The sequence below is a fragment of the Alkaliphilus hydrothermalis genome (genome assembly GCF_016908555.1).
GTDB classification, from domain to species: Bacteria; Bacillota; Clostridia; order Peptostreptococcales; family Natronincolaceae; genus Alkaliphilus; species Alkaliphilus hydrothermalis.
In genome coordinates, this window is sequence record NZ_JAFBEE010000014.1 from 35861 (window position 1) to 61317 (window position 25457).

Below are 25457 nucleotides of genomic sequence, written 5' to 3' on the forward strand. Positions count from 1 at the left end.
TTTCCCACCCCTATTCAAATAATGTTTGTATTAAATCGAACATCCATACACAATATTATCATAGACACCCCATATAGTCAATAAATAGTCGAATGTTATTTAATTAAAGTCTATTAATATTCGATTTTGATTGTTTCTACTTTTTTTTATTTGATTTATTTTCATTTATTAGTGTGCCCTAGGTTATTATTATTTTCCTAATCCCATAAAATAATAGATAAGAAAAAAATAAAGTTAAAGGCTACAAAGCCCTTAACTTTATTTATAAGTATTATTATTTTCCTTCAAAATGCTTATTTAAATCATCAACTAATTTGCTTACATCTATTCCGTGAACTCTACCAGCATCTCCGATGCTTTCCATTGTAGCACCTGGTCAGCCAAGGCAGTGTAATCCATACTTCATGAAAATTGATGCAACTTCACGATCCATTCTTAAAACATCCATGATTGTCATATCTTGAGTAATCTTTGCCATTTGTTTCCCTCCTCTTATTATAGACTTTATTAATAATATTACCATTATTTATAGAAATTATCAATAATACTTTTATTAATTAACAATAAAATATATGTTATCCACATATGTTTCATTATTCAAATAATTATCATTACAATTGTTCAGCTACTTATTCACACAAACCACAAAGCTATGCACAGGTGTTCGGTGGATAATGTGGATAACATTTTAGGTTGTCAATAAACATTCCTTTAGTTATGTACATATGGATATAATTACACTGCAACATATCATCTGACTTCTTAAAAAATCTTTGATATTCCTTTAAATTATCATTCTCAAATACTGGTAATGATTGGTCCTCAAAGTTTTCATATACGCTCTCTTTTGTAGCAAATCCACAATTTTCATAGCACCTTTGGGCTCTAATATTAAACTCAGCTACCCGTAATTTCAATTGTTTCATTTTTAGTGTCTTAAAATAATAATAGATAAAACTCTTTAGCGCATCTGTTCCATATCCTTTGTTCATATATTTGGGATCAAATACAATCCCAAGTTCACTACTTCTTCTTAACCAATTAATATCCCTTAAAGATATATATCCTATTAAGACATCGTCCTCGTTAAATATTGCAAAACTTTTTCGTGTTAAAGAGTCCTTCTTTCTACCAAACCAATAATTCCTTTCCTCTCTATTCATCTTAGGAAAAGTATAACAGTAAAACAATGGATTTCTGTGTGTACCCCAAAGTTGCATCTTATCTATATGAGGTCTTTTGAGTTTAGTAATATATGTTTTCTTCCCCCTTACAAGCACGATTATACCTCCATCCATTCCCCATTTGGATAGTTATTTAAGCAGAGGAAATTACATATTTATTCTCTAAATACGCAATTTCCTCTTTAGTATTTTTATATTCTTATTAATTATTGCCCATTACTTTTCTTTTATACTTTGGGCAAATGATTTACCAAAATCTCTACAAGTACAACAAATTTCAGCATCCGGTAGGAAAGTAATCTTTAATCCCTTTTCGTATACTTTTAATTTAAGAGCTTTCGATAAACTTTCAATAATATCGACTGCTTCCCCACTCCAACCGTAAGAACCAAAGGCAGCTGTCAGTTTTCCCCTATTGGTGATTGGATTCACTACAGAGAATAAATCATATATTTGTGGTAATATATTTTGATTAATTGTTGGAGAACCGATAATTAAACCATCAGACAATTCTACCTTTATAGCCACATCTGCAACATGCATTGTTTCAATATCACATAAATCTGCCATAAGACCTTCTTCTTCCACACCTACAGCAATGGCCTCTGCCACCTTCTTTGTATATCCATATGCAGATACATAAGGAATAAATACACGTCCCTGTTGACGAGTGTTTACCTTTTCTATAGCCCATTCTTTATATGTGTTGACATATTCCCATACATTTTCCCTAAGCACTGGGCCATGACCAACTGCGATTAAATCTATTTCAAGGTCTTTTATTCTATCAATAGCCTCTAGTAGATATTTACTAAAGGGACTAATAATCACATCAAAATAATATCGATAGGCTTCCGTAAAATCCCCTGCTAAGTCATTAAATATCTTATCATCACAGTAATGACATCCAAATGAATCGCAGGTAAATAATACTTTATCCTCCACTAAATAAGTGTACATACTATCGGGCCAGTGTAAAAATGGGGCATCAATGAATTTCAACGTCTTATTCCCTAGATCAAGGGTATCCCCACCCTTTACAATAAGAGATTTAAATTCATGATTTATCATTTCTCTTAAGAACCTGATGGCTGATCTAGTACCAACCACTGTTGCATTAGGTGCCACCTTTAGTAGTTGCTTTAGACTACCTGAGTGGTCTGGTTCAGTATGATCCATAATGATATATTGAATTTCAGAAGGATCTGTTAACTCTTTAATTTTATCAATATATTCCTCATGGAATCTTTCCTTAACAGTTTCTACAATTGCTTTCTTCTCAGCATCAATAAAATATGAATTGTATGTGGTTCCAAATTTTGTTTCCATGACCACATCAAAGGTTACTAGATTAGGGTCTAATGCGCCAATCCATTTAATATCGTTAGTTATGTCTACAATTTTATTTTTCATTAATAAAATCCCCTCCCAATACATATTTGCCCCTTTTTTTGCTTTACAATCACTTTTTTATCATTCTCTATATCTTTCAAAATCATGGAATTTTTGGAAGTTGCCCAACCATACTAATTCAACTGCTCCAGTCTCCCCATGTCTATGTTTTGCAATAATAACTTCGGCTAGATTTTTCTTTTCACTATCTGCATGATAGTATTCATCTCGATACAAAAACATGACTAAGTCAGCATCCTGCTCGATGGCCCCCGACTCCCTTAAGTCTGAAAGAATCGGTCTATGATCTGCTCTTAGCTCTGGTGCACGGGATAGCTGTGATAGGGCAATTACGGGACAATCAAGCTCCTTTGCCATAATCTTAAGATTACGGGAAATTGCTGAGATTTCCTGTTGTCTACTCTCAGACCTTTTATCCCCTTGCATTAATTGCAGGTAGTCAACCATTACCAAGTCTAACCCCTTTTCCATCTTTAACCGCCTGCATTTGGATCTCATCTCCATTACCGATATACCTGGTGTGTCGTCGAAGAATAACTTTGCTTGGGATAGAGGAATCATCGCTTGTGCAATTTTGCCCCATTCTTCTTCATTTAGATTACCTACTTGAATTTTTCCTAAGTCCACCATAGATTCTGAGGCCAGCATCCTTAGCATCAACTGTTCCTTCGACATCTCCAGACTAAATACAGCTACTGAAGCACCAGCTTTAACAGCGGCATTTTGGGCTAAATTAAGGGAAAAGGCCGATTTACCCATTGCAGGTCTTGCAGCTACCAAGATTAAGTCTGTTTTATGAAGACCACTCAATTTTTTATCAAGATCAATAAAACCCGTTGATAAACCCGTTAGCCCTGTTTTATCTTCATAAAGCTTTTCAATCTGGTCAAAGGTAGTTGATAGTACTTCTTTGATGGGGGTAAAGCCCTCTTGTGATCTATTTTGAGATAGGTCATAGATACTTTTTTGGGCCTGCTCAAGAATATCTGTTACTTCCAACTCGGCACTATACCCTAAGCTTATAATCTCCTCTGATGAGTGGATCAGCCGCCTCAATGTAGCCTTCTCTTGTACAATTTCTGCATAATACCTTACATTGGTTGCAATAAAAACTGCCGATGATAAACTTGTTAAGTAGGTAATACCCCCAACAGCATCAAGGGTCCCTCTATTTTTTAGTTCTTCTGTAATTGTAATCAAGTCAACTGGCTCATTCTTATTAAATAGTGTATAGACGGCTTCAAAGATCTCTTGATGGGCCTTTTTGTAAAAGTCCTCTGTATTGAGTACCTCCAAGGCAACTAATATTGCCTCTCGATCTAGAAGCATTGAACCTAGTACTGATTGTTCTGCTTCTATACTATGGGGTGGTACTTTGTTAAATTGATTCAATGCTTCCATAAAAATCCTCCTAATTTCAATGAAGGGTTGGAGAATACTCCAACCCTACGTGCTACTCTTCTACAACATGTACTTTTAGATTGCCAACCACCGTAGGATAAACCTTCACCTCTACTGTACTCATTCCTAATACTCTTATTGGTTCTGGTAGAACCAGTTTTCTCTTATCAATTTTGATTTTGTGTTTCTTTTGAAGGGTTTCTACGATATCTTTACTGGTTACAGATCCGAATAATCTACCACCTTCACCAGCTTTAGCTTTAATCTCTACAGTTACCTTTTCTATTTTATCAGCTAAAGCCTTTGCCTCGTCCAACTCTTTATCCTTCTTCATTTGTTGGGACTTTTTTTGCTCTCCAAGGGTTTTCATATTACCAGCAGTTGCCTCAATAGCAAGGTTTTTAGGGAATAAATAGTTTCTTGCATATCCATCACTGGCGTTTACTACATCACCCTTCTTACCCATTCCTTTTACATCTTCCATTAATATTACCTTCATTCTTCTTCACCTTCCTCAAAATATTCATCTATCACTTTCTCTAATTGCTCTCTTCCTTCTTCCAGTGGACAATCCTTCAGTTGGGCCCCAGCCACCGTAAGGTGACCTCCTCCCCCTAACTTTTCTAGGATTACTTGAACATTCACAGCCCCCATGGACCTTCCACTAATAATGGTGGTTCCATCTTCTAATTGTGCTAATACAAAGGAGGCTTCAATCCCACGGATATTTAATAATTCATCAGCCGCTTGGGCTGCAATTAACTGTGCATTTTTAGTATGCAAATAAGCGGATATTGCAACTGTCCCTTGGGTAATGTGGGCATCTTTTATCACCTCTGCCCTAGACAGCATCGTATCTAAATCATCTTGAAACAACTGTTTAACAGAAATGGTATCAGCTCCTGCCCGTTTTAGAAGGGAGGCGGCCTCAAAGGTTCTTGCTCCTGTTTTAAAGGTAAAATTCTTTGTATCTACAGCAATACCAGACAAAAGTGCATCTGCCTCAATAGGGTCGATGGATGCCTTCTCCTCCATATAGAAAAATACTTCCGTCACCAACTCACAGGTGGAGGACACATAGGTCTCATGATAATTTAACACAGTGTTTTCTATGAACTCCATTCCCCTACGATGATGATCCATTACAACAATATTATCTGTCATCTCTAGTAGTTCAGGACCTTCTGTAAAGCTTGGTCTATGGGTATCCACCACCACTAAAAGGGTATTAGGATTTATTATTTGCCTAGCCTCATCACTGGATATAATCGTCCTTTTATAAATCTCCTTCTCCATCAGGCGATTCATTAAAACGCTGATGGCTGGGTTACTACCATTCAGTACAATGTAAGATTCTTTTTTTGCATTTCTAGCTGCCCGATGGATACCAATGGCGGCTCCAAGAGAATCTAAATCTGCATTTTTATGCCCCATTACCATCACGTTTTCCGATTGCTCCATCAATTGCCTTAGGGCATGGGCAATGACTCTGGCTTTAACTTTTGTTCTTTTTTCAACAGCCTTTGTTTTTCCACCATAAAAACTAATTTTTTGATTCTTCTTTACAACTACCTGATCCCCGCCTCTACCAAGGGCTAAATCTTTTGCCGTATTGGCAAATTCGCAGGATTGCATTAAGTTTTCTCCCTCTAGACCGACTCCAATACTCAATGTAATAGGGATCTTATTACCTATATTAATATCTCTAATTTCATCTAATAGTTCAAACTTTTTAGCCTCTAGGGCATCAAGGTATTGTTTGCCAAACACTACTATAAATTTGTCATTAGTGTACTTCCTCATAAACCCCTTGAGCTTCTTTGACCATATATTCAACCGATGATCTATTTCAGCCATAACCATTGGTCTATTGACTTCCTCTGTACTCTGCATAACTTCATCATAGTTATCAACTTGAATCAGAGCAATGATTGTCTTTTCTTCCTCATACTTCTTCTTAATCAATAAGTAATCAGTTTTTTCTACCCAATAGAGCATAATGATATAATTTGATGAATGTTCCTTAGAGAGCTTTATAATATTATACAAGACTTTAAAGTATCTGTCTCCTATCTTGATTTCACTAATTTTTTCTTTTTTATTCTGTAGTACATTCTTTAAATCAAATTCAGGTACAAGGTCTTGTATATCCCTCTCCAGTATGTCATTTCTTTCTATAATCTCTATAAACTTTGAGTTATACCAAGTAATGGTTCCATCAAATTCAATAATTGTCAAAGGGATTGGTAGATTTAGAATTGCTTGTTTTGTTGCAGAATCAATATCCGAAGATAGTCCTTCTATATATCTAGTCCATTCCTCCCTACGTATGTTACTGATTTTCAAGTTATAATAAATTAAGTAAGCCAGTAAAAATACTCCAGTAATTCCAATGACATGATTGTAGAAGGATATGATTATTATGAAAAGAGATATAATAATCAAATATATTCGAGTATCCGGTACTAATAGTTTGAAAAACCTGCTATTTCTCATATGGATTCCTCCTAATTAACCCTATCATTATTTCACTCTAATCTTTCTCATATCCGTTAATGAATCAAAGAGCCCCACCATTGCAACAAATATAAGTAGTGGACTAATAGCTGCTACTATTGCTAGTATTATTATCCTTAATACTAAAGGTAGTTTCTTATTTTTTAGGAAAAAACTTGCAACCGATAATCCTTGAAAAAAGAAAACAAAAGTAAAGATTAGTAATACATTACTCATTAGACTATCAGTAGGTAGCCCATCAAAATACCTTGTGAAGTAACTTAATAGCATAATAATAAAGGCCCCTAAAACAATATTTTCTGGTAATTTAAAATAACTAAACTCTGAAAATATTACATCTTCAAATTTTAATTTATTTAAAATAGCAGTGGTTACATAATAATTAATAAAGGTTAGAAAAATAGAATGTATAATAACAATACTTGGAAATAGGATCAAAAAATAATCTATATAATATTTAACATCATCAGCCTGAATATTCATTTCCATAAGTGGGTTTTTTTGATGTTGAAGTGCATCCTGCAATAGGGTGGATATCTCATTAATAAAATTAAATTCTCCTACTATCGATACAAGCTGAATTAAAAGAAAGACCGTAAATATACTTATGGCTGTACCTATTCCTATAATAATAAAATCATCAATCCTCTTTTTTATCATAGAACCCATTACTAAGGCTATTGGCCCAAACAAAAATATAAGTAATACAGCAAACACTATGTCTATTAGAAAACCAATTATTAAACTAGCAATGAAAAAAGAAAGTACACCATATTTTATATTATATTTAGTTGTGAGGACCATAAAGGGCACTGGTATTAGGAATAATACCAAATACAACAATGGTATATAGTATAGACTAATAGCATACAGAGAGACCATAACTGCAATTATAATGGACTCCATTAATGCCCTTCTATTAGATAACATATTCAATTCAATTCACTCCTAAAAATTATTTTCCTCTATTCTTCAGATGTTGGTTTAAGCTAGATAAATCACCATACCATTTTTCCAAGTGATGATCCTCCAACATATGAAGTTTTGCCATTTCTTGTACTTTTTTATCAACTGTAGTGTAATCCATCCCCAACCTCTTCCCTAAGGAGTAGGTCACTAAAATGATATTCGCTAATACTTCAAGTATTGCCCCCTGACTATTCTTTACATTCCTTACAAGAGTATCAAAAAGAATAGCAATACTATTTAATAGCTCACACTTTAAAAATTCTATCATCTTTATATTTCTTCCAATATCAATATTGTTTTTATCCTGATTTGACATATTTTCACCCCTATACTATCTTCCCAATAAGACTATCGGTTAATCAATTACCCATGTATAAAACATTCTATTTTTTCTTCTGTTTTTCCTTCTACCTACTGAGTATTTACTGTAATTTCTAATAAAAAAATCTAGTGGCTTTGAAATATAAATAAGCACGATGAAACCTACGTGCTTAGAAACTTTTAATAATATTAAACTTTGACAAGGCTTCTTCTAAATTGTACAGTATTACCATCATTTTTACAACTTCATCGGTTGGATACTGGTTAATATCTTCAGAAAACTTCAATCTATTTTTTATTTTTTGAATTATCTCCATTACTGGAGTTAAATCTATTGGTTTTTCATTTTGTAAAATTTCAACTTCATCCTCACTATAGCGCTTCATCCTTTCCAAGATGAGTATCAAGTCAGCCTTAATCAGGTCCGTTACTTCCGGTGCAATATCTTTCTTTAGTACACTATATAGGTTGAGAAAATGCTGAAAATTTTCTTTGATGAGCTTTATAATAATGACAATTTCCTTGCTATTTCGCTTTCCATACACCCACAGCTTATCTTCCTTTAATTGTAGTTTTATGAACTTCTCAGATTCTTTAATTTCTTGGTCCATCATTTCAATCTCTTTATCGGATATATCCATGGACTCTGGTTTCTGTCTTAAAAGAATACCCAAAGCTACTATATAATACTTCCATATGTCCCTTGATGCCTTTTTAATCTCTTCTGTAGCCTTTACGTCATATGTAGGGGGGTAAATTAAGTAATTGATCAACACTGCAATGCCTATCCCGATAAAGGTATCTATTAATCGATTAAAAGCATATCCCAAATGATTTGTGCTGATATTTACAAAGACGGCGATAAAAACAACCCCTGCTATATTAATAGACTCGTTCCAGCGGAGTTGATTCATGATGTATATTAGTAGTATAATTCCAATACCTGCAAAAATAAAGTTTTGAGGCGTAAACGAAACAAATATCAAACCCACCAATGCTCCAATAAAGGTGCCCAACATTCGATTAACCCCGATCCTCCAGGAGTCAGATATTGTTGGTTGAATAGCTATTAGAGCTGCCACCATAGTAAAGAATGGGTCTGTATCTAATAAACCTACCACCAACATTGATAAGCTAATGGCTATACCAGTCTTTATGGTCCGTAATCCTATTTTCATAATCTCACCGATCCCATCCTTAGAAGATGAATTTTTACTACTATTTTAAGATGTCCTATTACCCTATATAACATTATATAACACTTTTTAGTTTGATAATATACTTATATATGCCTCCCAAAAGATATTATTAATCAGTCCATTAGTTTAAAATGAGCTATTATAATAAAAGTACTATGTTTTGTAATAAAAAAACTAATTATGATTTTTAAAACTCCTGTAACTTCCCTTGAATGATAAAACAAAATAAAAAAGACCGATCCTCTCAGTCTTTTAAAACTACTTCCATATACGCTATACTATCAAACTCTTTATAATACCATACCTAATGCTAGTATTAATACCAATCCTGGTACTCCTAAGAATCCAACTATCAGTGCAGTAAGTGGATTAATAGTGATATTTAATCCAAAGTATGCCCCAATGAAGTTAAATATTAATAAACAGACCCCTCCAATAATTCCATTCCATATTAGTTTTCCTACAAGCTTTAGAGGGACTAAAAGCACCCATCCCACTACATAAAGTAATATTAACCCAAGGGCGTAGGCCAATATAATATTAATTTCTAATCCCATATCCATATCCTCACCTCAGCATTAGATTGCTAATTCTATCTGCATTATAGATAAATAAAAAAATAGGAGTAGTAATATTTTTACTACTCCTATAATTATATAGCTTCTTGTTACTTATTATGACGGCTTCATCTAAAAATTAACTCTGATACCTTCCTCTTTAGCTTTTTTAAGTAAGTAAACATATCGACTTCTAGCTGCCTCCACCTTGTATATTGCATGATCTATCAAGTCCGGATCAGAGACATTTTGAAATAATTGCTCTGCATTACGCCACTCTTCGTGGGCTTTATTGATAATATTAACAAACTCTTGATTCTCATCAACTTCTTCTTCCTTTAAATCATTTACCCTATTATATAATTCCCCTAAAAAACTACCTATGCTTACAAAAACATTATCTTTCTTTACAGCAACTTTTTCTTGACTCATTATGGATCGCCCCTTTTTGATTACTCTCTTATCAATTAGGTTATCCATTTTTTCCATTTTTGATACAGTTTAAGTATTAAAAAAATGAAAAATTTACCTAAAATTATGCTGTGTATTTTATCAATCTTATAGTATTTCTGAGGCTAGTTGTGCCAACGTTGATCTTTCTACCTTCTTAAAGTGTATATGGGCAGCCATTGGCTGTTCCTTCAGCTTGCTAACTGTATAACTTAAGCCGTTACACACACTGTCTAGATAGGGATGATCTATCTGGTCTGTATCCCCCATTAGAACAATTTTGGTTCCCTCTCCTACCCTAGTGATTAGTGTCTTAATTTCATGCTTCGTAAGATTTTGGGCCTCGTCAATAATTACAAATTGATTCGGTATACTTCTACCTCTAATGTATGTCATAGCCTCAATTTCTATGCGGTTCATTCCTACCAATGTATCTTCTAATTTCGATATTGTCTTAGTACCTAAAATAAGTTCTAAATTATCGTAAATAGGCTGTACCCAAGGCCTAAGCTTTTCATCCTTGTCACCAGGTAAATAGCCAATATCTCTTCCTACTGGAATCACCGGTTTTGTAATCAATAATTTTTGATATTTTTTAAGATCATTTGTCTGATAAAGACCTGCTACTAGAGCTAATAAGGTTTTTCCCGTTCCTGCCCTGCCCGTTAAGGTAACAATTCTAACTTCATCATCCAATAATGCCTCTAAGGCCATCCTTTGTTCTAGATTTTTACCTTTTATCCCCCAGTAGGTATCTTCTCCCTGATACAACTGTTCCAATTTGCTTAATTTATAATTATATTTAGCAATAGCCGTTTGATTAGGGTTACTAGCATCCCTTAATAACACAAATTGATGAGGAAACAAATCTAGATTCTTATTTTCTTGCTTTAAAATACTAACCTCTAAGTAATTCTTTTGATAGAACTCTGATAGCTTTTCAGAGGCTATATAGTGCTCCGAATATCCTTTGTATACCTCGTCACTATTGTACTCCACTGTATCATGTATAAAGTCCTGACTTTCTATTCCTAAGGAATCTGCCTTAATCCGCATAATGACATCTTTACTTACCAAGATAACATTTTCTTTTCCCTTTTCTTCTTGAAAGTTTAATGCAACAGCTAAGATTCTATTATCATTGTTAATTTCACTAAAACTCTCACTCAATTTGTTCATACTCTTGTGATTAAGCTCAATTTTCAATTTTCCCTTATTACTTAAATCGATGCCTTGACTCAGACTCCCCTCCTGCCTTAGTAAATCCAATTCTCTAGCTACTTCTCTAGCATTTCTACCAATAATATCTTGAAGATTTTTCTTTTTATCAATCTCTTCGATTACCACTGCTGGTATGACTACTAGATTATCACCAAAGGCATGTATGCAATTTGGATCATGTAATAATACACTGGTATCTAAAACAAAAGTTTTTCTCATAAATCCCCTTAAATAAATTAAGGGTCTTCACCATCCTTTCACTTTTAAAATAGGTACTTTTCAGTAGAAGTTTAAGCTGGTATTTTACACTGCTTTCTACCATTTAACATTTCAATAAAGTGCCTATTATATTTTTATGTAAGAAAAATAGGATAATGAACAATATGTTGTTATGTTACATAAAATTAGCTTTATTTATTAAGTTAGACAAATATTTTTTAGTAATAGACAAAAAAATGATCAAAAGGATTCTACAAAGCCTTTTAAACCATTTTTTTATTTAAAACTCTTGTATTTACTTTACTATGCTGTATGCTGATTTACTAGTTTAAAACTTATTCAGCTTTATAATCCTTAGGATTTGGTGCTTTTACAACAAAGAATTCTAATACTTCATCATGGTGATTTTCTACATTCATTTTAGTGTTAAAGGGGATATTTAGAATGTCGCCGACAGTATACTGATTATATTCTTGATCATTTAATTTGATTGACATCCTTCCTCTAACAATTATCATGTAAACATTTGAGTTTGAAAAATGTTCTGGTAATCCAGTTCCCTTAGTCAAAACCATATGGTTTAAATGGATATTTTCGTCATCAACAAGACGTTCTATTATTTTTTCATCTATTACCTGATACTTATAATTTTTTTCTATCATAATATTTCCTCCTTTAAATTTAATTAATACTATAATATAATAATTTATAATCTTATGTAGTTACCAAGGTAACTAGTTATGAAAAAAGGTGATTAAATGAATATGAAGAAACAGTTATCATTAATCAAAGTAAATAATTTGTTTAAGGATATATCTACAGACCAACTAATAGATTACTTTCACTCTGGTTCTTTTATTATATCCGACTACAATAAAAATAATATGATTCATTTTGAAGGAGAAAAATGTCAGACATTAGATTTAATCTTAAAAGGAGAAGCCCGTGTTCAAAGAATTGATGAACAAGGTAATATTCTAACAATTACTGACTTTAGTTTTGGGGATTCAATTGGTGGAAATATATTATTTTCGAAGTACCCCCACTATCCCATGACTATTATTTCAAAGACTAATTGTACTATACTACATATTAAAAAAAGCTTAGTCCTCAATCTATGCCAATCAAATGAAACTTTTTTGTTGGAGTTTTTAACCTGTATTTCTGATATAACAACAATTTTAACCGACAAGATAAAAACTATTTCATTAAAATCTATTCGAGAATCCGTCATTGATTTTCTTAAATATGAATACTATATTCAGAAAAGCTGTAGAATCATCTTATCCATGACAAAGAAAGAGTTAGCTGAAAGACTAGGTATTCAGCGAACATCTTTGTCACGGGAGCTTAACAAAATGAGAAAAGATGGTTTAATCGATTTTAATGCGGATTCCATTACTATTATAGGTCTTGAGTTCTAATTCTAATAATAGACAAAACAAAAACATGGTTAGAAGCTGTATTTAGCTTCTTCTAAACATGTTTTTGGGTCTACTATAGCAATGAAAGTAAGTTTTAATTAAAATTAATTCATTCCACCAATGGTTTAAGATATCATCATCAATAGCAACGCAATAGTATTTTTGAGGATCATATTCAGTGGAGTAATCTTTATCTTTTTCAAATTCATCTATACCGAACTAGGCAACACAAGGCATATTATTACCACTTTCCTGAATAAAGCAGCCTTTTTTCATTAGTTTTCTACTAGATAGTCTCTAATGAAATTTCTGAACTAACTGCTGCTAGACATACTCATTTAATATAGTTAAAATATCTTACACCATTATCAAAAACTGTAGTCTTAAAAAACAGATTTTGTTCTGATGTAAGTTTTATATAACTACCTTTGTATTCTCCAAAATTAAATCCTAATTTAATATTTTCTGGATACCCATATAAGTAACACACTACCTTGCCATCCTTAACAAATACAATCTGATTCATTCCTTCGCTTACAGATTCAGTTATATTGTCCCATTTGTATCCTATAGTTTCATATATTTTTTCTTTAGGTGTATATGGTGCAAAACTATAGAGTACATCCCATTCATAAGGAGTAAATTGAGACAAATCTTCAATATCTGCATCACCGCTTATAATATTGAATGAGTTTCTTAAATTATCAGCATTAATGTTCCAAATCTCCTCTTTAAATGGATTAGTAATAAATAATGTTCCAATAATAATAACACTAATAATCCCAACAATACATAAAATTGAATTTTTTCTTTGCATAGAAAATCTCCTTCTAAGTATTATAAGTCCGCAACAAAATAATAATAACGCGTTTTATCCTATATAAACTTATCTATGTTGATGCTAACTTTTGTTCCCTTGTAATTTTAAGCTTTGAACACACTTTCCAAATCCCTCTAGTTCCCGTGCTTTAACACCATCAATATAGAAACTGCAATTGTGATCTTCTAATGTGCCTCCATTATCCTTTCACATACTTCTATTCTTATATGTCCTCTTTTATCTTTACAAAATACTCTCATTATAAAATCCGTTGTAGGGATCGTTACCCCAATTACCTGTTTCACATACAAATTTTTCATTTTTTATGTGTGAATTTATATGTATTATCTGTTAATTTGTTGAATAATTTATAATTATAATCATAACAGTAGTTATATTTATTATCAGAACTTACTCTACACTTTATTTTAAAGTAATTTAGCATTTAGATGTCTGTGACTTGACCTGCATAGTCTTATATATCTACAAGCACTAACACTAAGTACAAAGTGCTTATACTTCCTATTAATATGGCTGACCCATAAGCCTGAATATAATCTTATTCCAACTTACTAATGTGTACCCCCTCATTGAAAATCCTAAGAAATATTTGTATTCTGATATTGCTTTTTTCTTGGATAATTCATACCATTTCTTTGCCACATCTTCTAAGTTAAATAGAATCCAGATGCCTAGTGGAAGTAGTAATGCATGCAGTAAAATTAAAATTATGTCCTTAGGGATTCCAGTGGCATCACCTTTATATTCACCTTCTAACTCCTCCCCTCTATCAAACTGACTACATCATCATTTTCAAATTTTATAGTAAATCTATGAAAATCCCTCTTTCTCTCTGGGTTACATATACACTCACATTGTAAATCAGTAAGCCCTTGATCTCGATATAATTAATTTCCACCCTCTACCCTCTTATTATGTAATGCCGTAAATTTTTGTAAATTTATAGATCTAAGCACAGTTTTCAAGAAATAAGAATTTTAGTAGTCCATGTATCAATTTAATAATGTTGTTTAAAATTAAACCATTTTCCACTTTGGAATTGAGGCCTTTATTTTAGGGCTTTTTAGGGACTAGGTTCAATGAACAATGGGTAAGTCCCAAAAACTAAAAAAACATGGTACAGGAAGTTTTTACCCTTCCTGAAACCATGTTTTTTGATAGAACTTTAGTATTTTATGCTACAACTCTCTTCGTCCCTCTAGTGCCTTTGTCAGAGTTACTTCATCTGCATATTCTAAATCTCCACCTACAGGAATCCCGTGGGCTATTCTTGTGACTTTAATTCCCATTGGTTTTAACAATCTAGAGATATACATGGCAGTCGCTTCACCTTCTATGTTAGGATTAGTAGCCAATATAATTTCATTTACAACTCCATCTCCCAGTCTTCCTAATAATTCTTTTATTTTAATATCCTGTGGTCCAATACCATCTAAGGGAGAAATTGCCCCATGCAATACATGATAATATCCTCTAAACTCTTTTGTCTTTTCCATAGCCACAACATCTCTTGGGTCCTCCACCACACAGATAGCAGATGCATCCCTCGATTGATCGCTGCAAATAGAGCATGTGTCCAAATCAGTTAAGTTAGTACATACATTGCAGTGTTTTACATTCTTTTTAGCAGATATAATCGCACCTGATAGCTTTTCAGCTTCTTCTTCTGGTAAGCTAATTACGTGAAATGCCAATCTTTGTGCTGTCTTTCTGCCTATACCAGGTAGTTTAGTAAATTCATCTATTAGAGTCGCTATGGGGGTTGAGTAATAATTCATGAATATTCTCCTTGTTTTGTCAGATTAAAATAAGCCTGGTAAGCTTACATTTCCAGTTACTTTAGACATTTCTTTGCTGGTCATTTCTTCAGCAGAGCGAATCGCTTCATTGACTGCTGCCATAATTAAGTCTTGTAGCATTTCAACATCATCAGCATCAACAACCTCTGGTTTAATATCTATTGCCAAGATTTCTTTCTTACCGTTAATTTTCACTATTACAGCACCGCCACCAGCACTTGTCTCCAGTTCCTTTTCATTTAACTCTTCTTGAAGCTCTACCATTTTCTTTTGCATTTGTTGTACTTGCTTCATCATATTATTCATATTGGGCATTCCACCCATACCTTGAAATCCTTTTTTAGCCATTGTTATTCCTCCTCATATATTTATTTATAAATTTATCCATCTTACTATTATAACATAATTATTTCCAACTTATCTAATCTTCTACAATTTCAAACATATCTTCTGGCAAAATATTTTTTAATTGATCAATTGGATCATAAGATCCTTGATTAGACTTTTGATGGTGAAGCTCCGACTCCATTATCAAAGATAACTGCACCTGTTGTCCAGTCACCTTATGGATTACTTCTATAATGAAATTCTTAGTTTTCTCTTTATTTAATGCATCCCTATGAAAACTAAAACCATCCTTAAATCCAATAACAAGGGTCTCTCCCTTTAAATCTATGATTTCCCCCTCCATTAAGAAGGCTTTAATTTGGGCTTTTTTGTTTTGTCTAATTGTTTCCAAGATATCTGCCCACTTTGCTTTTATTTTCTTTAGTTCAATTGGGGCTGAACCTCTATTTATACTAACAGACTCTTCCTGTTTTTCCACTTCACTGGTTTTATATTGATTTTGGTTTCTGGTAGTAGTGGAATGAGCTTTAGTCGTATTATTAATTTGCTTATTTTCAGCCACCATTTGAGGAGCTGATACTATCCTCGTATTTGCATTTTTTACCATTTGTTCTAAATCTTCTATTCTTTGAATCAACCCATCTATCGATTGATCCATTTGCGGATTACACAAACCCACTAGGGTAACCTCTAGAATAATCTGTGGCTGAGAAGCATATTTTGCCTTTCCCTCCGCCTCAGTTAAGCTATAGATATATCGGATAATATCTTCTTCTTTGAAGGTTTGACTTTGTTTCTCCATCAATTCTGCAATTTCTCTAGAGTCCTCTCCACGATCTGCCTCCACAACCTTCATTCTTAAAAGCAATAATTGTCTTATATAGTTTATTAAATCTTTAATTAGTAACTGAACATCCTTACCCTCCATAATTAGAGATTGTACAATCTTTAGGGCATCTGAAGCATTCCTTCTATGAATCGCATCCACTAGCTTCATTAATACTTCTTCATTTGTCAATCCAAGGGTATTGACTACTTCCTCATAGGTCAATTTTCCTCTGCTGAAGGATATACATTGTTCTAAAATGCTTAATGAATCCCTCAGACCACCTCTTCCGTTTCTAGCTACAGTCCATAGGGCCTTCTCTTCAAACGCTATATCCATACTGTTACATATTCTAGCCAAACGTTCAACAATGTCCTTGTTTTTTACTGGCTTAAAGTCGAATCTTTGACATCTAGACAATATGGTGGCAGGTAGCTTATGGGGTTCTGTTGTCGCTAAAATAAATACCACATGACTAGGGGGCTCCTCCAAGGTTTTCAGCAGGGCATTAAAGGCTCCGGTGCTGAGCATATGAACCTCGTCAATAATGTATACCTTATACTTACCTTTTGAAGGAGGATACTTTACATTTTCTCTAATCTCCCTTATATGGTCAACACCATTATTGGAGGCTGCATCAATTTCAATAACATCCATAATATTCTCAGAAAGAATACCGTGACATACTTCACAGTGATTACAAGGATCAAACCCATTAGGCTCAATACAATTGATTGCCCTTGCAAATATTTTAGCTGTGGATGTCTTACCAGTACCCCTTGTTCCTGAAAACAGATATGCATGGGATATATTCTTTGATTTTATTTGATTTTTTAAAGTTGTTGTAATATGATCTTGTCCTACTACATCTTCAAATACTGTAGGTCTCCATTTTCTATACAATGCCTGATAAGTCATTTTATCACCTTCACTAGTTTTCAATATATTCATTATACCATAAAGACCTAAAAAAAAACTTATTGATACCCTTCAATTGTAATGGAATTCCGTTTTATACTGATTGTTTCACTATAATAACCAATCCATAAGAGGTGGAAATAAATCTCTAAAGAAAATTTGAATTAATAATGATTCTTCAATAGCTGCTGCTACAACTCCTTTTGGTGAAGTGGTGGCAAATACAAACATAATAACTAATACCACCATTACCAATAATAATCCCTTTATACCACCTACCACTAAGCCACCAGTCTTATTTATACCACTTAATAATGGTAGTTTAAACAATTGATCTAACATAGTTCCGATTAGTAGAATCGCAGCCTTAACAATGATAAAGATTAATATGATACTAATCATATTAAGCAGGAGATTAGCAACTCCTTTTGAAACCTCCTCCTTTACAATATCTACTGTTTGCTGGGTATATGCTTGAATATCTATATCCTTTACTAAAAACTCCCCTATTAATCCCAACCCCTCTAAGGTTGATTCCCCTGTGTCCAGCTTACTCTCTGCACTCCCTTGGAAGAAACTGAAGAAATTATCCTTTATAAACCCTTCTAATCCCCTATATAAACCTGTATATGTTTTTAAGGCTATTGCAACATCTAAATAGAAAACCTTTGCACATATGGCTGCTATTATATAGCTGGCTAATCCAAAGAAGGACCAGATAAACCCCCTCTTATATCCTGCAATCATATTTAAACCGATGCAGGCAATGATAAATAAATCCGTTAGTATCATAGACGTTCTCCTCTTCTACTGTATTTTCATAAATACTAGTTTTTCTTTAGAAATGACCGCTATATGTTTTTGAGGTAATAAAAATACCTTTTCAATATCCACACTTAATTGATGCTCCATCATCATATTACACTTTTTATCATATAGATAAATAGATCTATCTGAATAGGCAATGAAAAACTCATTATCATAATCCATCCCCATAATGGACTCCCTTGGCTTACTTTCCCCTATAACATTGCCCTCCATATCTATAACTTGTATTTTTTCTCTTGATCTTCCTTGTAGAATGCTATTCTTTCCTTCCCCCCCATAAGTAACAATATACTCACCTGATAAATCCATTACTTTTATTAATTTATCTGTTGGTTGCTCCCAATTAATCTCTTGGCTTTTATCAATACTTACTAATTTATTTTCGTGGGCAGTAATTAAATTCCCTTTATAATCAAAGAACATGTTAACTATCAACTGGTCTTCTATACCCTTTAGTTCTAGTAACTCCCCCTGTAGGTTATAACTAATTAGTTTTGTTTGAAGTTTTCCTCCACCTATACCTACAGTATGGAGGATAATTCTTTCCTCATCTTTTGATATTGCAGTACTCACAACTTCTCCATCGTTAATTACTATATCTCCAATTTTTTTCCCTTCTCCATTAAGTATAGATAGTTTTCTAAATCTACTATTGTCTGGTGTATGATACACGAGCGTTACGTCATCTTTTTTTCCTTCTATAAACCCTATATCGTCATTTAGAGTTGTTCTATATATAGTTTCACCTTGCTTATTAATTCTAATTATTTGCTTTTTGCTTTTATCTATTATATAGACACTATTTTTACTAGTCTCTACTGTGGGATTGTTTATACTTAGGTTAGTACTCCAATTTTGACTCCCATCCATACTATAGGAGTACAAAATACCATCCCAGTACTGTAGTAATTGGTCATCTAGTTTATGATACACCATTTGACTACTATGGGGTAGCTCCAATTCCATCAAATCAATAACTTCTCTTTCATCTCCCAAAAACTGCTCTTGTAGATATGTTATGGTTTTTGGATTAAAAATTAATAGAAGTAGTAATAAAGATATTAGTATCAGCATCATCCTCTTTTTTCTATTCACTATTAAATCCCCCTTATGTTTCACGTGAAACATTCCTATGTTTTTTTACATCTTATGTCCGTCCTTTTCTCTATTTTACCATATTAACATGACATAATCACAGACTATCTTGAGTATTGTTTTGTTTTAATAAACCTTTCTCAAATAGCCATATTCTCTATTAATTATAATTTTCCTCTGCTACTTCTTTCTTCCCATCAGTATCAACAAGATAAATAACAGCCCCATATAACCTAATATTGGGTAGAAAAAGCTAATTAGTTGCTTAAACCCAACCATAGCCAGTGGAATAGACACAACACAGACTAATAACCTACTCCACCCTTCAGGAATTTTCCCAAGCTCTACAACATTAGTAATACAACCATATCCATTGGCGATGGCAGTTGTAAACATTGCAAACCATAATAAAAGACTATAGATTTGCTTAGGAACAGCCCCTAAGTTATTGGCTACAGCAATCATTGGAACTTCTAATCTATACACTGTAGAGTAATAAAACAAGAGACTTATTAATATTAAGAGAGCCATCCCTCCTAATCCCACACCTCCAATGATTCCACCATATTTTGCTGACTTTCTATCTCTGATAAACGGTCTAAGGGAGGATAAGACTACAACTGCCACAAGGCTATTAAATGCGCAGTATAATATAGCTGACCACAGCCATCCAAAGCCCATATAAAGACTAACTTTCCATTCCCCACTTCCAAACCCTCTTATGACATTATCGTAAAATATTTTAATTTCTCCTAATGGATTCTCCATAAAATAGTCAAGCATAAAGGCATTATAATAAATGATTAACGAAGTAAATATAACTACAATAAGCATTAGTACGGGGACAATTATATTATTAGCCTTAGCGATACCATCAACTCCAAACATAAATGTACCAAAACAAAGCCCTGACATGATAAGGATACCATATATGCTATCTAGGCCAAGCATGGCCTTTAGAATAGCCCCACCCCCTGCTAACATTACAAAATAGCCTATTAACAAAATAAAAGTCATCATTGTATTAGTAGCTCGCCTGCTCCTTGGATCAAAGTATATACTCAAGAAATCATCAAAGTTGTTCAATCTTCTTTCATAGACCATCTGTAGTAGCTTCGATCCTAATGCACAAAACATAACTGTTGATAAAACAACCCCTATTATTCCAATTTTACCATGTTTACCAAAAAATTGTAGTATTTCCTGTCCTGAGGCAAAGCCAGCTCCAATCACTGTTCCTATGTAAATACACCCCAGTGTTAGTATAGATGCTCTTCTTGTCATTATTTCACCCCTCCATCTCTATACAACAATATATTATGAAGGCACCAAGGTATATTACCATGAAATAATACTACCTGACTTAATCTAGGATTACTTCTTAAAAATAGGCTCTACTGATAATTGACCTGTGTTCTTCTTTGCTCTTGTGAGGCCCTTGATATGTCAACCACTTAATCTCTTCTTAAGCTCCGCCATGAAGCTAGCGTATCAAAATTGAATTTTGGGGCAAACTGTTAATAGAATTTACTTGTTTGAGAATTGTCTTTTTATATTCTATATCAACCCAACAAAATCATATATTTAAGATAACTCTATTTTCATATGGACTTGTTTAATACTAAAAGATAATACTTAAGCCTATTTCATAATTCCTATATAAAATTTATGTATTTCAGGGAGGAAATTTTAATGCCAATAGTAAAGCCTGAACTGTCAGATTCGATTAATGTAAATATACCTATGTCTCACATCGATTTCAGTGTTATATTATTGAAGTACATACAGGACCACTATCATTTTCCTTTTAAGGAGCTCGTATTCGTTTGCATAGGAACAGATCGTTCTACTGGAGATGCATTAGGTCCCCTAATCGGATATAAACTAGCGAACCATATTAAAAATTATCCTAATGTTTATCTATTAGGTACCTTAGAGGAACCTGTCCACGCTAAAAACCTACACGATAAAATTTCTGAAATATATAATAACTATGAAAACCCGTTTATCATTGCTATTGATGCTTGTTTAGGTAGAATGGAGAGAGTCGGCTACGTAAAAGTAGGAGATGGGCCTTTAAAGCCTGGAGCCGGTGTTAATAAAGAACTACCTAGTATAGGAAATATTCATATTACAGGTATTGTTAATTTAAGTGGCTATATGGAGTACTTGGTTCTTCAAAATACAAGATTAAATCTTGTAATGAAAATGGCTGATACCATTTCTGAGGGGATTCGTTTTTCTCTTTGGAAAATGAAACAGCAGCAACAGCTGGTATAAATAATTTGTCATCATAAACCAGCTAAAGAACACTTGATTTGTCATTAGATCAATAAAAATAAAAACTCCTAAAATCATAGGAGTCTTTATTTTATTAATATTAAAAATAACGCTAGTTTTTCTGACAACATATTTATTTATACAAGTATCCGTTCATAAATTATACCTACTATCGATTCCCGACTTAATTCAAATGTCACATGCAATCTAGTCTCAATGATTTACTTAATAGCAGGTATTTATATACCAATACTTATATTACAAGTGCTGTAGTTTTGATGAGATAAGTCTTATAAACATCTCCTACTTAACTAAACAAGCTACCATATCTTCTCTTTTCTATTATGTATACTATTTCTTCTATGCTTTTATTTGTAGAATTTACTAAAACAGCCCCTAAATTATCCTTCGATACATCATTATTCAAGCTAGCTATCCCACTATGATGGTTAGTATAGACAATCGCATCTACATGCCCTTCATCCTTAAAATCAATAATTTTGTAACCTTTATTATTTAATGCTTCCCGAATATCCACTAGGTCTTCTTGTACTGCAACTGTTTTCATGATTACACCTCCCTGACTATAGTTTATCTAAAAAAAAGGAATTCAATACTATAACCTTTCGGATAAATCCTTTATGTTAGATTTTCTCTCTATATTCATTGTGGGAGTTATCAGTTATTATGTGTCCTGTCCTTTCATTTATTCTTACATAAAATAACTCCAGCTAACTAGCTGGAGCCTTAATCTTTTTATGATCTATTTGATTTTCTATCATTTCAACCTTCTGATTCCTCAAAGCTACCTTAATATAACTATTCAATACTGAAAATTTCAATTCTTCATCTTGATTAAAGACTTCTCCATCTAGGTTTAATAATCCACTTTTAGGCCTAATAATAAATTTATCTGTTCTATAAAACTGTACCTCTTTATATCTGTTGTGTGTCCCTTTATATACAGTAGGAAAGAGAAATAATAACTTAAATTTAGGCATTTTTTCTATCAAGCAAACATCCAGTTTCCCATCGGATAAAGATGCTTCAGGTGCAATCTTCATTCCACCTCCATAGAATTTCCCATTACATACTGCCACCAACATAACTTCTTTTTTTATAATTTCCCCTTCATGTTCCAGTTCAATAGGAAAGCTTTTAAAGGTACACAGTACCTTAATCAAAGAAAGGATATATGCTTTAGTGCCAGATAATTTCTTCTTCATTTTATTCGCATGATATGCAATCTCAGCATCTAAACCAATAGAAGCTACATTCGTGAAGTATCTATCATCTGCCCTACCTACATCAATGCTTACAACTTCACCATTTATAATCATATCTAAAGCTTCAACAGGATTGGGTGGAATGTTCAAGCTTTTAGCTAAGTCATTGCCTGTCCCACTGGGGATTATACCGATAATTTTGTCTGTTCCTACCATACTATTGATTACTTCATTGACTGTTCCATCTCCACCAACTGCAACAATAACATCATAAGGATTGAAATTCATTTTATTTAATAAGTCTGCTGCTCCCCCCTTATGGGTTGTATACGCTACTTTGTAGTCTATATTACTTCCTTCTAATTGAATTTTGAGGACATCCATAACCTTATTAGCTTTGTAGTTTCCAGCTACAGGGTTAACTATAAATAGATAGGATAATTTCTTCACTTAACCAACCTCTCTTTTACTTCTGCTTCCTTGCACGTCAGTATGATCTAAAAGATTACATTTCGCTCTTTCTAGCGCTTGTAATTCTTCTACAGATAGGCTATAGTTGGATACTCCCTTTTTAATTGGCTTAGCGTAGGAGATACTTTCGGCTCTACCATGAATACCTGTTAGAATAATTCCATCATTATTATCATCCAATAGGGCTATAGAGAAGCTTAAATCACTACCAGTATCCTGAAAAGCATTATACCTAATGATTCCTACTTTTTGAACACAAAAACTTATTTTGTTATCAATGATATCGAGTTTACGATAAATGGATTGTAGCTCTTCCTTTACAGATTCAACATTTTCCATATGTTCCATTAAAATGCCTTCTATATTCTTACCACTAGTTCCCTTAACTAGCTTTCTATACTTGTCCTTCAGGCTGGAGGTTAGTGCATAGTTAATTGCTAGTAATACTACAATTACTATATTCATGATTGCACAACCAATGATGATTGGTATAGTGTATTCTTCTACAAATAATAAAATGTTTTCCATTTGCTTTTCTCCCTTCAGTTATCAAAGTTCTAAGTATTGTTTATAAAGGAAAATAGTTATTTAAAATATTGTTTCTGAGAGTGCCCTGCTAAGTTCATGGATTAAGGGATGCCAACGCATCCCTTACAGTTGTTCACATATCTCTTTTATAGCAGCTACTGCTGCTTCTACATCTTCTTTTTTATTAAAGTACCCAAAGCTAAAACGAACTGTTCCTTGTTCAAAAGTTCCAATAGTTTTATGGGTATGGGGTGCACAGTGTAGCCCAGGACGAACAGCTATATTAAAAACCTTATCTAGTATATAAGCGATTTCCGAAGAATCCTCTTCTCCTATATTGATTGAGACTACTGCAGCCTGTCTTTTAGCATCCTTTGGTCCATATATTTTCACCTGATGAATATGACTTATCTCATCGATAAACTGCTGGGTAAGCGCCTCTTCATGTTGTCTAATTTTATCCAACCCAGTCTCCATGATAAATTCAATACCTTTTGCTAAACCAGCAATACCAGGAGTGTTGGGAGTTCCACTTTCGTAACGATCTGGCAACATCTCTGGCTGTACTAATTCTTCCGATTTACTTCCTGTTCCACCTTCTTTAAAGTGCATTATATCTAGACCTTCTCTAATATACAATAGTCCAGTTCCTTGTGGCCCCAATAAGCCCTTGTGACCAGGAAGTGCCAGTAAGTCAATGTTAAGTTTTTTTACATCTATTTCATAAACTCCAGCAGTTTGAGCAGCATCTACTAAGAAGTTAATACCTGCTTCTTTTGCTATCTTTCCAATTTCTTCAATTGGCATCAATGTCCCCGTTACATTAGAGGCGTGGGTCATTACAATCAACTTCGTATTTTCGTTAATAGCCTTCTTTACATCGCTAGGCTCCACGTATCCTGCCCCACTACATTGTATGATTGTATTTTTTACCCCTATTTTTTCTAATGTTGTAATAGGCCTTAAAACAGAGTTATGTTCCATACTAGTTGTAATCACATGATCTCCTGCTTTCAAAAGTCCCTTAATAGCTAAATTTAAAGCTTCGGTTGCGTTGGAAGTAAAGATTATTTGCATTGGATTATCTATATTAAATAGTCTAGCAACTAGCTCCCTAGCATTAAAGATTGACCTACCGGCTTCTATTGCCATTTTGTGACCTGACCTTCCAGGATTAGCTCCAAAATTTTTCATCTGGTGTAGGATAGCCTCATAAACTGACTCTGGCTTCGGATAGGTTGTTGCAGCATTATCTAAATAAATCATTAAATTCCTCCTCACTTTTCAAGGAAATTGATTCTTAATCATACCATATTCAGTAATCATCTGATTGCCACAGTTTATTTTATTATATTTCTAATAAAATACTGTTGGTATAACTAATTTTGTTTTGTTGTTAATCGGTTTATGTTTCACGTGAAA

Annotated in this window: 26 protein-coding genes; 2 read left to right on the plus strand and 24 right to left on the minus strand. The window is 33.3% G+C overall.

The genetic code is table 11. The features are described 5' to 3' along the window. Positions 1-274: 274 nt before the first annotated feature. The 13 genes from JOC73_RS10420 to JOC73_RS10480 form a co-directional block, all read right to left on the minus strand. The gene (locus tag JOC73_RS10420) at positions 275-478 is read right to left on the minus strand and encodes a DUF1858 domain-containing protein (protein WP_204402907.1); all 204 of its coding nucleotides are present in this window, start codon (positions 476-478) and stop codon (positions 275-277) included. 172 nt (positions 479-650) lie between these two features. After that, the gene (locus JOC73_RS10425; protein ID WP_243427934.1) at positions 651-1163 is read right to left on the minus strand and encodes a GNAT family N-acetyltransferase; all 513 of its coding nucleotides are present in this window, start codon (positions 1161-1163) and stop codon (positions 651-653) included. A gap of 237 nt (positions 1164-1400) precedes the next feature. Next, a complete protein-coding gene (locus JOC73_RS10430; RefSeq protein WP_243427935.1) occupies positions 1401-2597 on the minus strand; it encodes an FprA family A-type flavoprotein in 1197 nt (398 codons plus the stop codon). Positions 2598-2657: 60 nt separating this feature from the next. Beyond that, the gene (gene dnaB / locus JOC73_RS10435; protein WP_456298334.1) at positions 2658-3989 is read right to left on the minus strand and encodes a replicative DNA helicase; all 1332 of its coding nucleotides are present in this window, start codon (positions 3987-3989) and stop codon (positions 2658-2660) included. Between the two features lie 61 nt (positions 3990-4050). Continuing rightward, positions 4051-4497 (minus strand): 50S ribosomal protein L9, encoded by a 447-nt coding sequence (gene rplI / locus JOC73_RS10440; RefSeq protein WP_204402910.1) that lies wholly within the window; start codon positions 4495-4497, stop codon positions 4051-4053. Beyond that, complete coding sequence (locus JOC73_RS10445; protein ID WP_204402912.1) at positions 4494-6494, minus strand: DHH family phosphoesterase; 2001 nt, start codon at positions 6492-6494, stop codon at positions 4494-4496. Before JOC73_RS10445 ends, rplI begins: the two co-directional genes overlap by 4 nt. Positions 6495-6521: 27 nt before the next feature. Next, positions 6522-7445, minus strand: coding sequence for a DUF2232 domain-containing protein (locus JOC73_RS10450; protein WP_243427940.1), 924 nt, complete (start codon positions 7443-7445; stop codon positions 6522-6524). Positions 7446-7470: 25 nt separating this feature from the next. Continuing rightward, a complete protein-coding gene (locus JOC73_RS10455; protein WP_204402916.1) occupies positions 7471-7800 on the minus strand; it encodes a MazG-like family protein in 330 nt (109 codons plus the stop codon). Between the two features lie 175 nt (positions 7801-7975). After that, positions 7976-8983 (minus strand): FUSC family protein, encoded by a 1008-nt coding sequence (locus JOC73_RS10460; protein ID WP_204402918.1) that lies wholly within the window; start codon positions 8981-8983, stop codon positions 7976-7978. A gap of 311 nt (positions 8984-9294) precedes the next feature. Beyond that, positions 9295-9561, minus strand: coding sequence for a pro-sigmaK processing inhibitor BofA family protein (locus JOC73_RS10465; RefSeq protein WP_243427936.1), 267 nt, complete (start codon positions 9559-9561; stop codon positions 9295-9297). Between the two features lie 132 nt (positions 9562-9693). After that, the gene (locus JOC73_RS10470) at positions 9694-9993 is read right to left on the minus strand and encodes a YaaL family protein (RefSeq protein WP_204402923.1); all 300 of its coding nucleotides are present in this window, start codon (positions 9991-9993) and stop codon (positions 9694-9696) included. Between the two features lie 126 nt (positions 9994-10119). After that, entirely contained in the window at positions 10120-11451 is a 1332-nt protein-coding gene (locus JOC73_RS10475; protein ID WP_204402925.1) for a PhoH family protein, read from the minus strand. A 335-nt stretch (positions 11452-11786) separates the two neighbouring features. Next, positions 11787-12113: a cupin domain-containing protein gene (locus JOC73_RS10480; RefSeq protein WP_204402927.1), complete on the minus strand. Its 327-nt coding sequence runs from the start codon at positions 12111-12113 to the stop codon at positions 11787-11789. Positions 12114-12209: 96 nt separating this feature from the next. On the opposite strand from JOC73_RS10480, the gene JOC73_RS10485 reads away from it, so the two are divergent. Further along, positions 12210-12875, plus strand: coding sequence for a Crp/Fnr family transcriptional regulator (locus tag JOC73_RS10485; RefSeq protein WP_204402930.1), 666 nt, complete (start codon positions 12210-12212; stop codon positions 12873-12875). A gap of 334 nt (positions 12876-13209) precedes the next feature. Here JOC73_RS10485 and JOC73_RS10490 read toward each other — a convergent pair whose 3' ends face one another. The 7 genes from JOC73_RS10490 to JOC73_RS10520 all read right to left on the minus strand — a co-directional run bounded on the left by JOC73_RS10490 (position 13210) and on the right by JOC73_RS10520 (position 20814). Next, a complete protein-coding gene (locus tag JOC73_RS10490) occupies positions 13210-13692 on the minus strand; it encodes a hypothetical protein (RefSeq protein ID WP_204402932.1) in 483 nt (160 codons plus the stop codon). A 1202-nt stretch (positions 13693-14894) separates the two neighbouring features. Next, complete coding sequence (gene recR / locus JOC73_RS10495) at positions 14895-15494, minus strand: recombination mediator RecR (protein ID WP_204402934.1); 600 nt, start codon at positions 15492-15494, stop codon at positions 14895-14897. Between the two features lie 24 nt (positions 15495-15518). Further along, complete coding sequence (locus JOC73_RS10500) at positions 15519-15863, minus strand: YbaB/EbfC family nucleoid-associated protein (protein ID WP_204402936.1); 345 nt, start codon at positions 15861-15863, stop codon at positions 15519-15521. Between the two features lie 73 nt (positions 15864-15936). After that, positions 15937-17640 carry a DNA polymerase III subunit gamma/tau gene (gene dnaX, locus JOC73_RS10505; RefSeq protein WP_243427937.1) on the minus strand — a complete coding sequence of 568 codons (1704 nt, stop codon included), beginning with the start codon at positions 17638-17640 and terminating at the stop codon, positions 15937-15939. Positions 17641-17718: 78 nt separating this feature from the next. Further along, a complete protein-coding gene (locus JOC73_RS10510) occupies positions 17719-18399 on the minus strand; it encodes a CvpA family protein (protein ID WP_204402938.1) in 681 nt (226 codons plus the stop codon). Positions 18400-18414: 15 nt separating this feature from the next. After that, positions 18415-19530 carry a DUF5711 family protein gene (locus JOC73_RS10515; RefSeq protein ID WP_204402940.1) on the minus strand — a complete coding sequence of 372 codons (1116 nt, stop codon included), beginning with the start codon at positions 19528-19530 and terminating at the stop codon, positions 18415-18417. A 180-nt stretch (positions 19531-19710) separates the two neighbouring features. Next, a complete protein-coding gene (locus JOC73_RS10520; protein WP_204402942.1) occupies positions 19711-20814 on the minus strand; it encodes a YkvI family membrane protein in 1104 nt (367 codons plus the stop codon). A 408-nt stretch (positions 20815-21222) separates the two neighbouring features. Here JOC73_RS10520 and yyaC point away from each other — a divergent pair, with 408 nt between their 5' ends. Next, entirely contained in the window at positions 21223-21810 is a 588-nt protein-coding gene (gene yyaC / locus JOC73_RS10525) for a spore protease YyaC (RefSeq protein ID WP_204402945.1), read from the plus strand. Positions 21811-22117: 307 nt separating this feature from the next. On the opposite strand, the gene JOC73_RS10530 is transcribed toward yyaC, so the two are convergent. From JOC73_RS10530 to JOC73_RS10545, 4 genes are all read right to left on the minus strand, one after another. Then, positions 22118-22378, minus strand: a complete 261-nt coding sequence (locus JOC73_RS10530) for a YkuS family protein (protein ID WP_204402946.1) — start codon at positions 22376-22378, stop codon at positions 22118-22120. Between the two features lie 163 nt (positions 22379-22541). Further along, positions 22542-23486 (minus strand): diacylglycerol/lipid kinase family protein, encoded by a 945-nt coding sequence (locus tag JOC73_RS10535; protein ID WP_204402947.1) that lies wholly within the window; start codon positions 23484-23486, stop codon positions 22542-22544. Next, on the minus strand, positions 23487-24035 hold the full coding sequence (locus JOC73_RS10540) for a DUF4446 family protein (protein WP_204402948.1): 549 nt from the start codon (positions 24033-24035) through the stop codon (positions 23487-23489). It abuts the gene before it with no gap. A 123-nt stretch (positions 24036-24158) separates the two neighbouring features. Then, the gene (locus JOC73_RS10545) at positions 24159-25301 is read right to left on the minus strand and encodes an aminotransferase class V-fold PLP-dependent enzyme (RefSeq protein ID WP_204402949.1); all 1143 of its coding nucleotides are present in this window, start codon (positions 25299-25301) and stop codon (positions 24159-24161) included. Between the last annotated feature and the right edge of the window lie 156 nt (positions 25302-25457).

Bases quoted from the DNA above. Each gene is read 5' to 3' on its own strand.
- JOC73_RS10545 (WP_204402949.1), bottom strand. From the start codon at position 25,301: ATGATTTATTTAGATAATGCTGCAACAACCTATCCGAAGCCAGAGTCA.
- JOC73_RS10430 (WP_243427935.1), bottom strand. From the start codon at position 2,597: ATGAAAAATAAAATTGTAGACATAACTAACGATATTAAATGGATTGGC.
- JOC73_RS10480 (WP_204402927.1), bottom strand. From the start codon at position 12,113: ATGATAGAAAAAAATTATAAGTATCAGGTAATAGATGAAAAAATAATA.
- JOC73_RS10455 (WP_204402916.1), bottom strand. From the start codon at position 7,800: ATGTCAAATCAGGATAAAAACAATATTGATATTGGAAGAAATATAAAG.
- JOC73_RS10530 (WP_204402946.1), bottom strand. From the start codon at position 22,378: ATGAAAACAGTTGCAGTACAAGAAGACCTAGTGGATATTCGGGAAGCA.
- JOC73_RS10465 (WP_243427936.1), bottom strand. From the start codon at position 9,561: ATGGGATTAGAAATTAATATTATATTGGCCTACGCCCTTGGGTTAATA.
- yyaC (WP_204402945.1), top strand. From the start codon at position 21,223: ATGCCAATAGTAAAGCCTGAACTGTCAGATTCGATTAATGTAAATATA.
- JOC73_RS10540 (WP_204402948.1), bottom strand. From the start codon at position 24,035: ATGGAAAACATTTTATTATTTGTAGAAGAATACACTATACCAATCATC.
- rplI (WP_204402910.1), bottom strand. From the start codon at position 4,497: ATGAAGGTAATATTAATGGAAGATGTAAAAGGAATGGGTAAGAAGGGT.
- JOC73_RS10475 (WP_204402925.1), bottom strand. From the start codon at position 11,451: ATGAGAAAAACTTTTGTTTTAGATACCAGTGTATTATTACATGATCCA.
- JOC73_RS10450 (WP_243427940.1), bottom strand. From the start codon at position 7,445: ATGTTATCTAATAGAAGGGCATTAATGGAGTCCATTATAATTGCAGTT.
- JOC73_RS10510 (WP_204402938.1), bottom strand. From the start codon at position 18,399: ATGATACTAACGGATTTATTTATCATTGCCTGCATCGGTTTAAATATG.
- JOC73_RS10520 (WP_204402942.1), bottom strand. From the start codon at position 20,814: ATGACAAGAAGAGCATCTATACTAACACTGGGGTGTATTTACATAGGA.
- recR (WP_204402934.1), bottom strand. From the start codon at position 15,494: ATGAATTATTACTCAACCCCCATAGCGACTCTAATAGATGAATTTACT.
- JOC73_RS10500 (WP_204402936.1), bottom strand. From the start codon at position 15,863: ATGGCTAAAAAAGGATTTCAAGGTATGGGTGGAATGCCCAATATGAAT.
- JOC73_RS10485 (WP_204402930.1), top strand. From the start codon at position 12,210: ATGAATATGAAGAAACAGTTATCATTAATCAAAGTAAATAATTTGTTT.
- dnaX (WP_243427937.1), bottom strand. From the start codon at position 17,640: ATGAATATATTGAAAACTAGTGAAGGTGATAAAATGACTTATCAGGCA.
- JOC73_RS10470 (WP_204402923.1), bottom strand. From the start codon at position 9,993: ATGAGTCAAGAAAAAGTTGCTGTAAAGAAAGATAATGTTTTTGTAAGC.
- JOC73_RS10460 (WP_204402918.1), bottom strand. From the start codon at position 8,983: ATGAAAATAGGATTACGGACCATAAAGACTGGTATAGCCATTAGCTTA.
- JOC73_RS10490 (WP_204402932.1), bottom strand. From the start codon at position 13,692: ATGCAAAGAAAAAATTCAATTTTATGTATTGTTGGGATTATTAGTGTT.
- JOC73_RS10445 (WP_204402912.1), bottom strand. From the start codon at position 6,494: ATGAGAAATAGCAGGTTTTTCAAACTATTAGTACCGGATACTCGAATA.
- JOC73_RS10425 (WP_243427934.1), bottom strand. From the start codon at position 1,163: ATGAATAGAGAGGAAAGGAATTATTGGTTTGGTAGAAAGAAGGACTCT.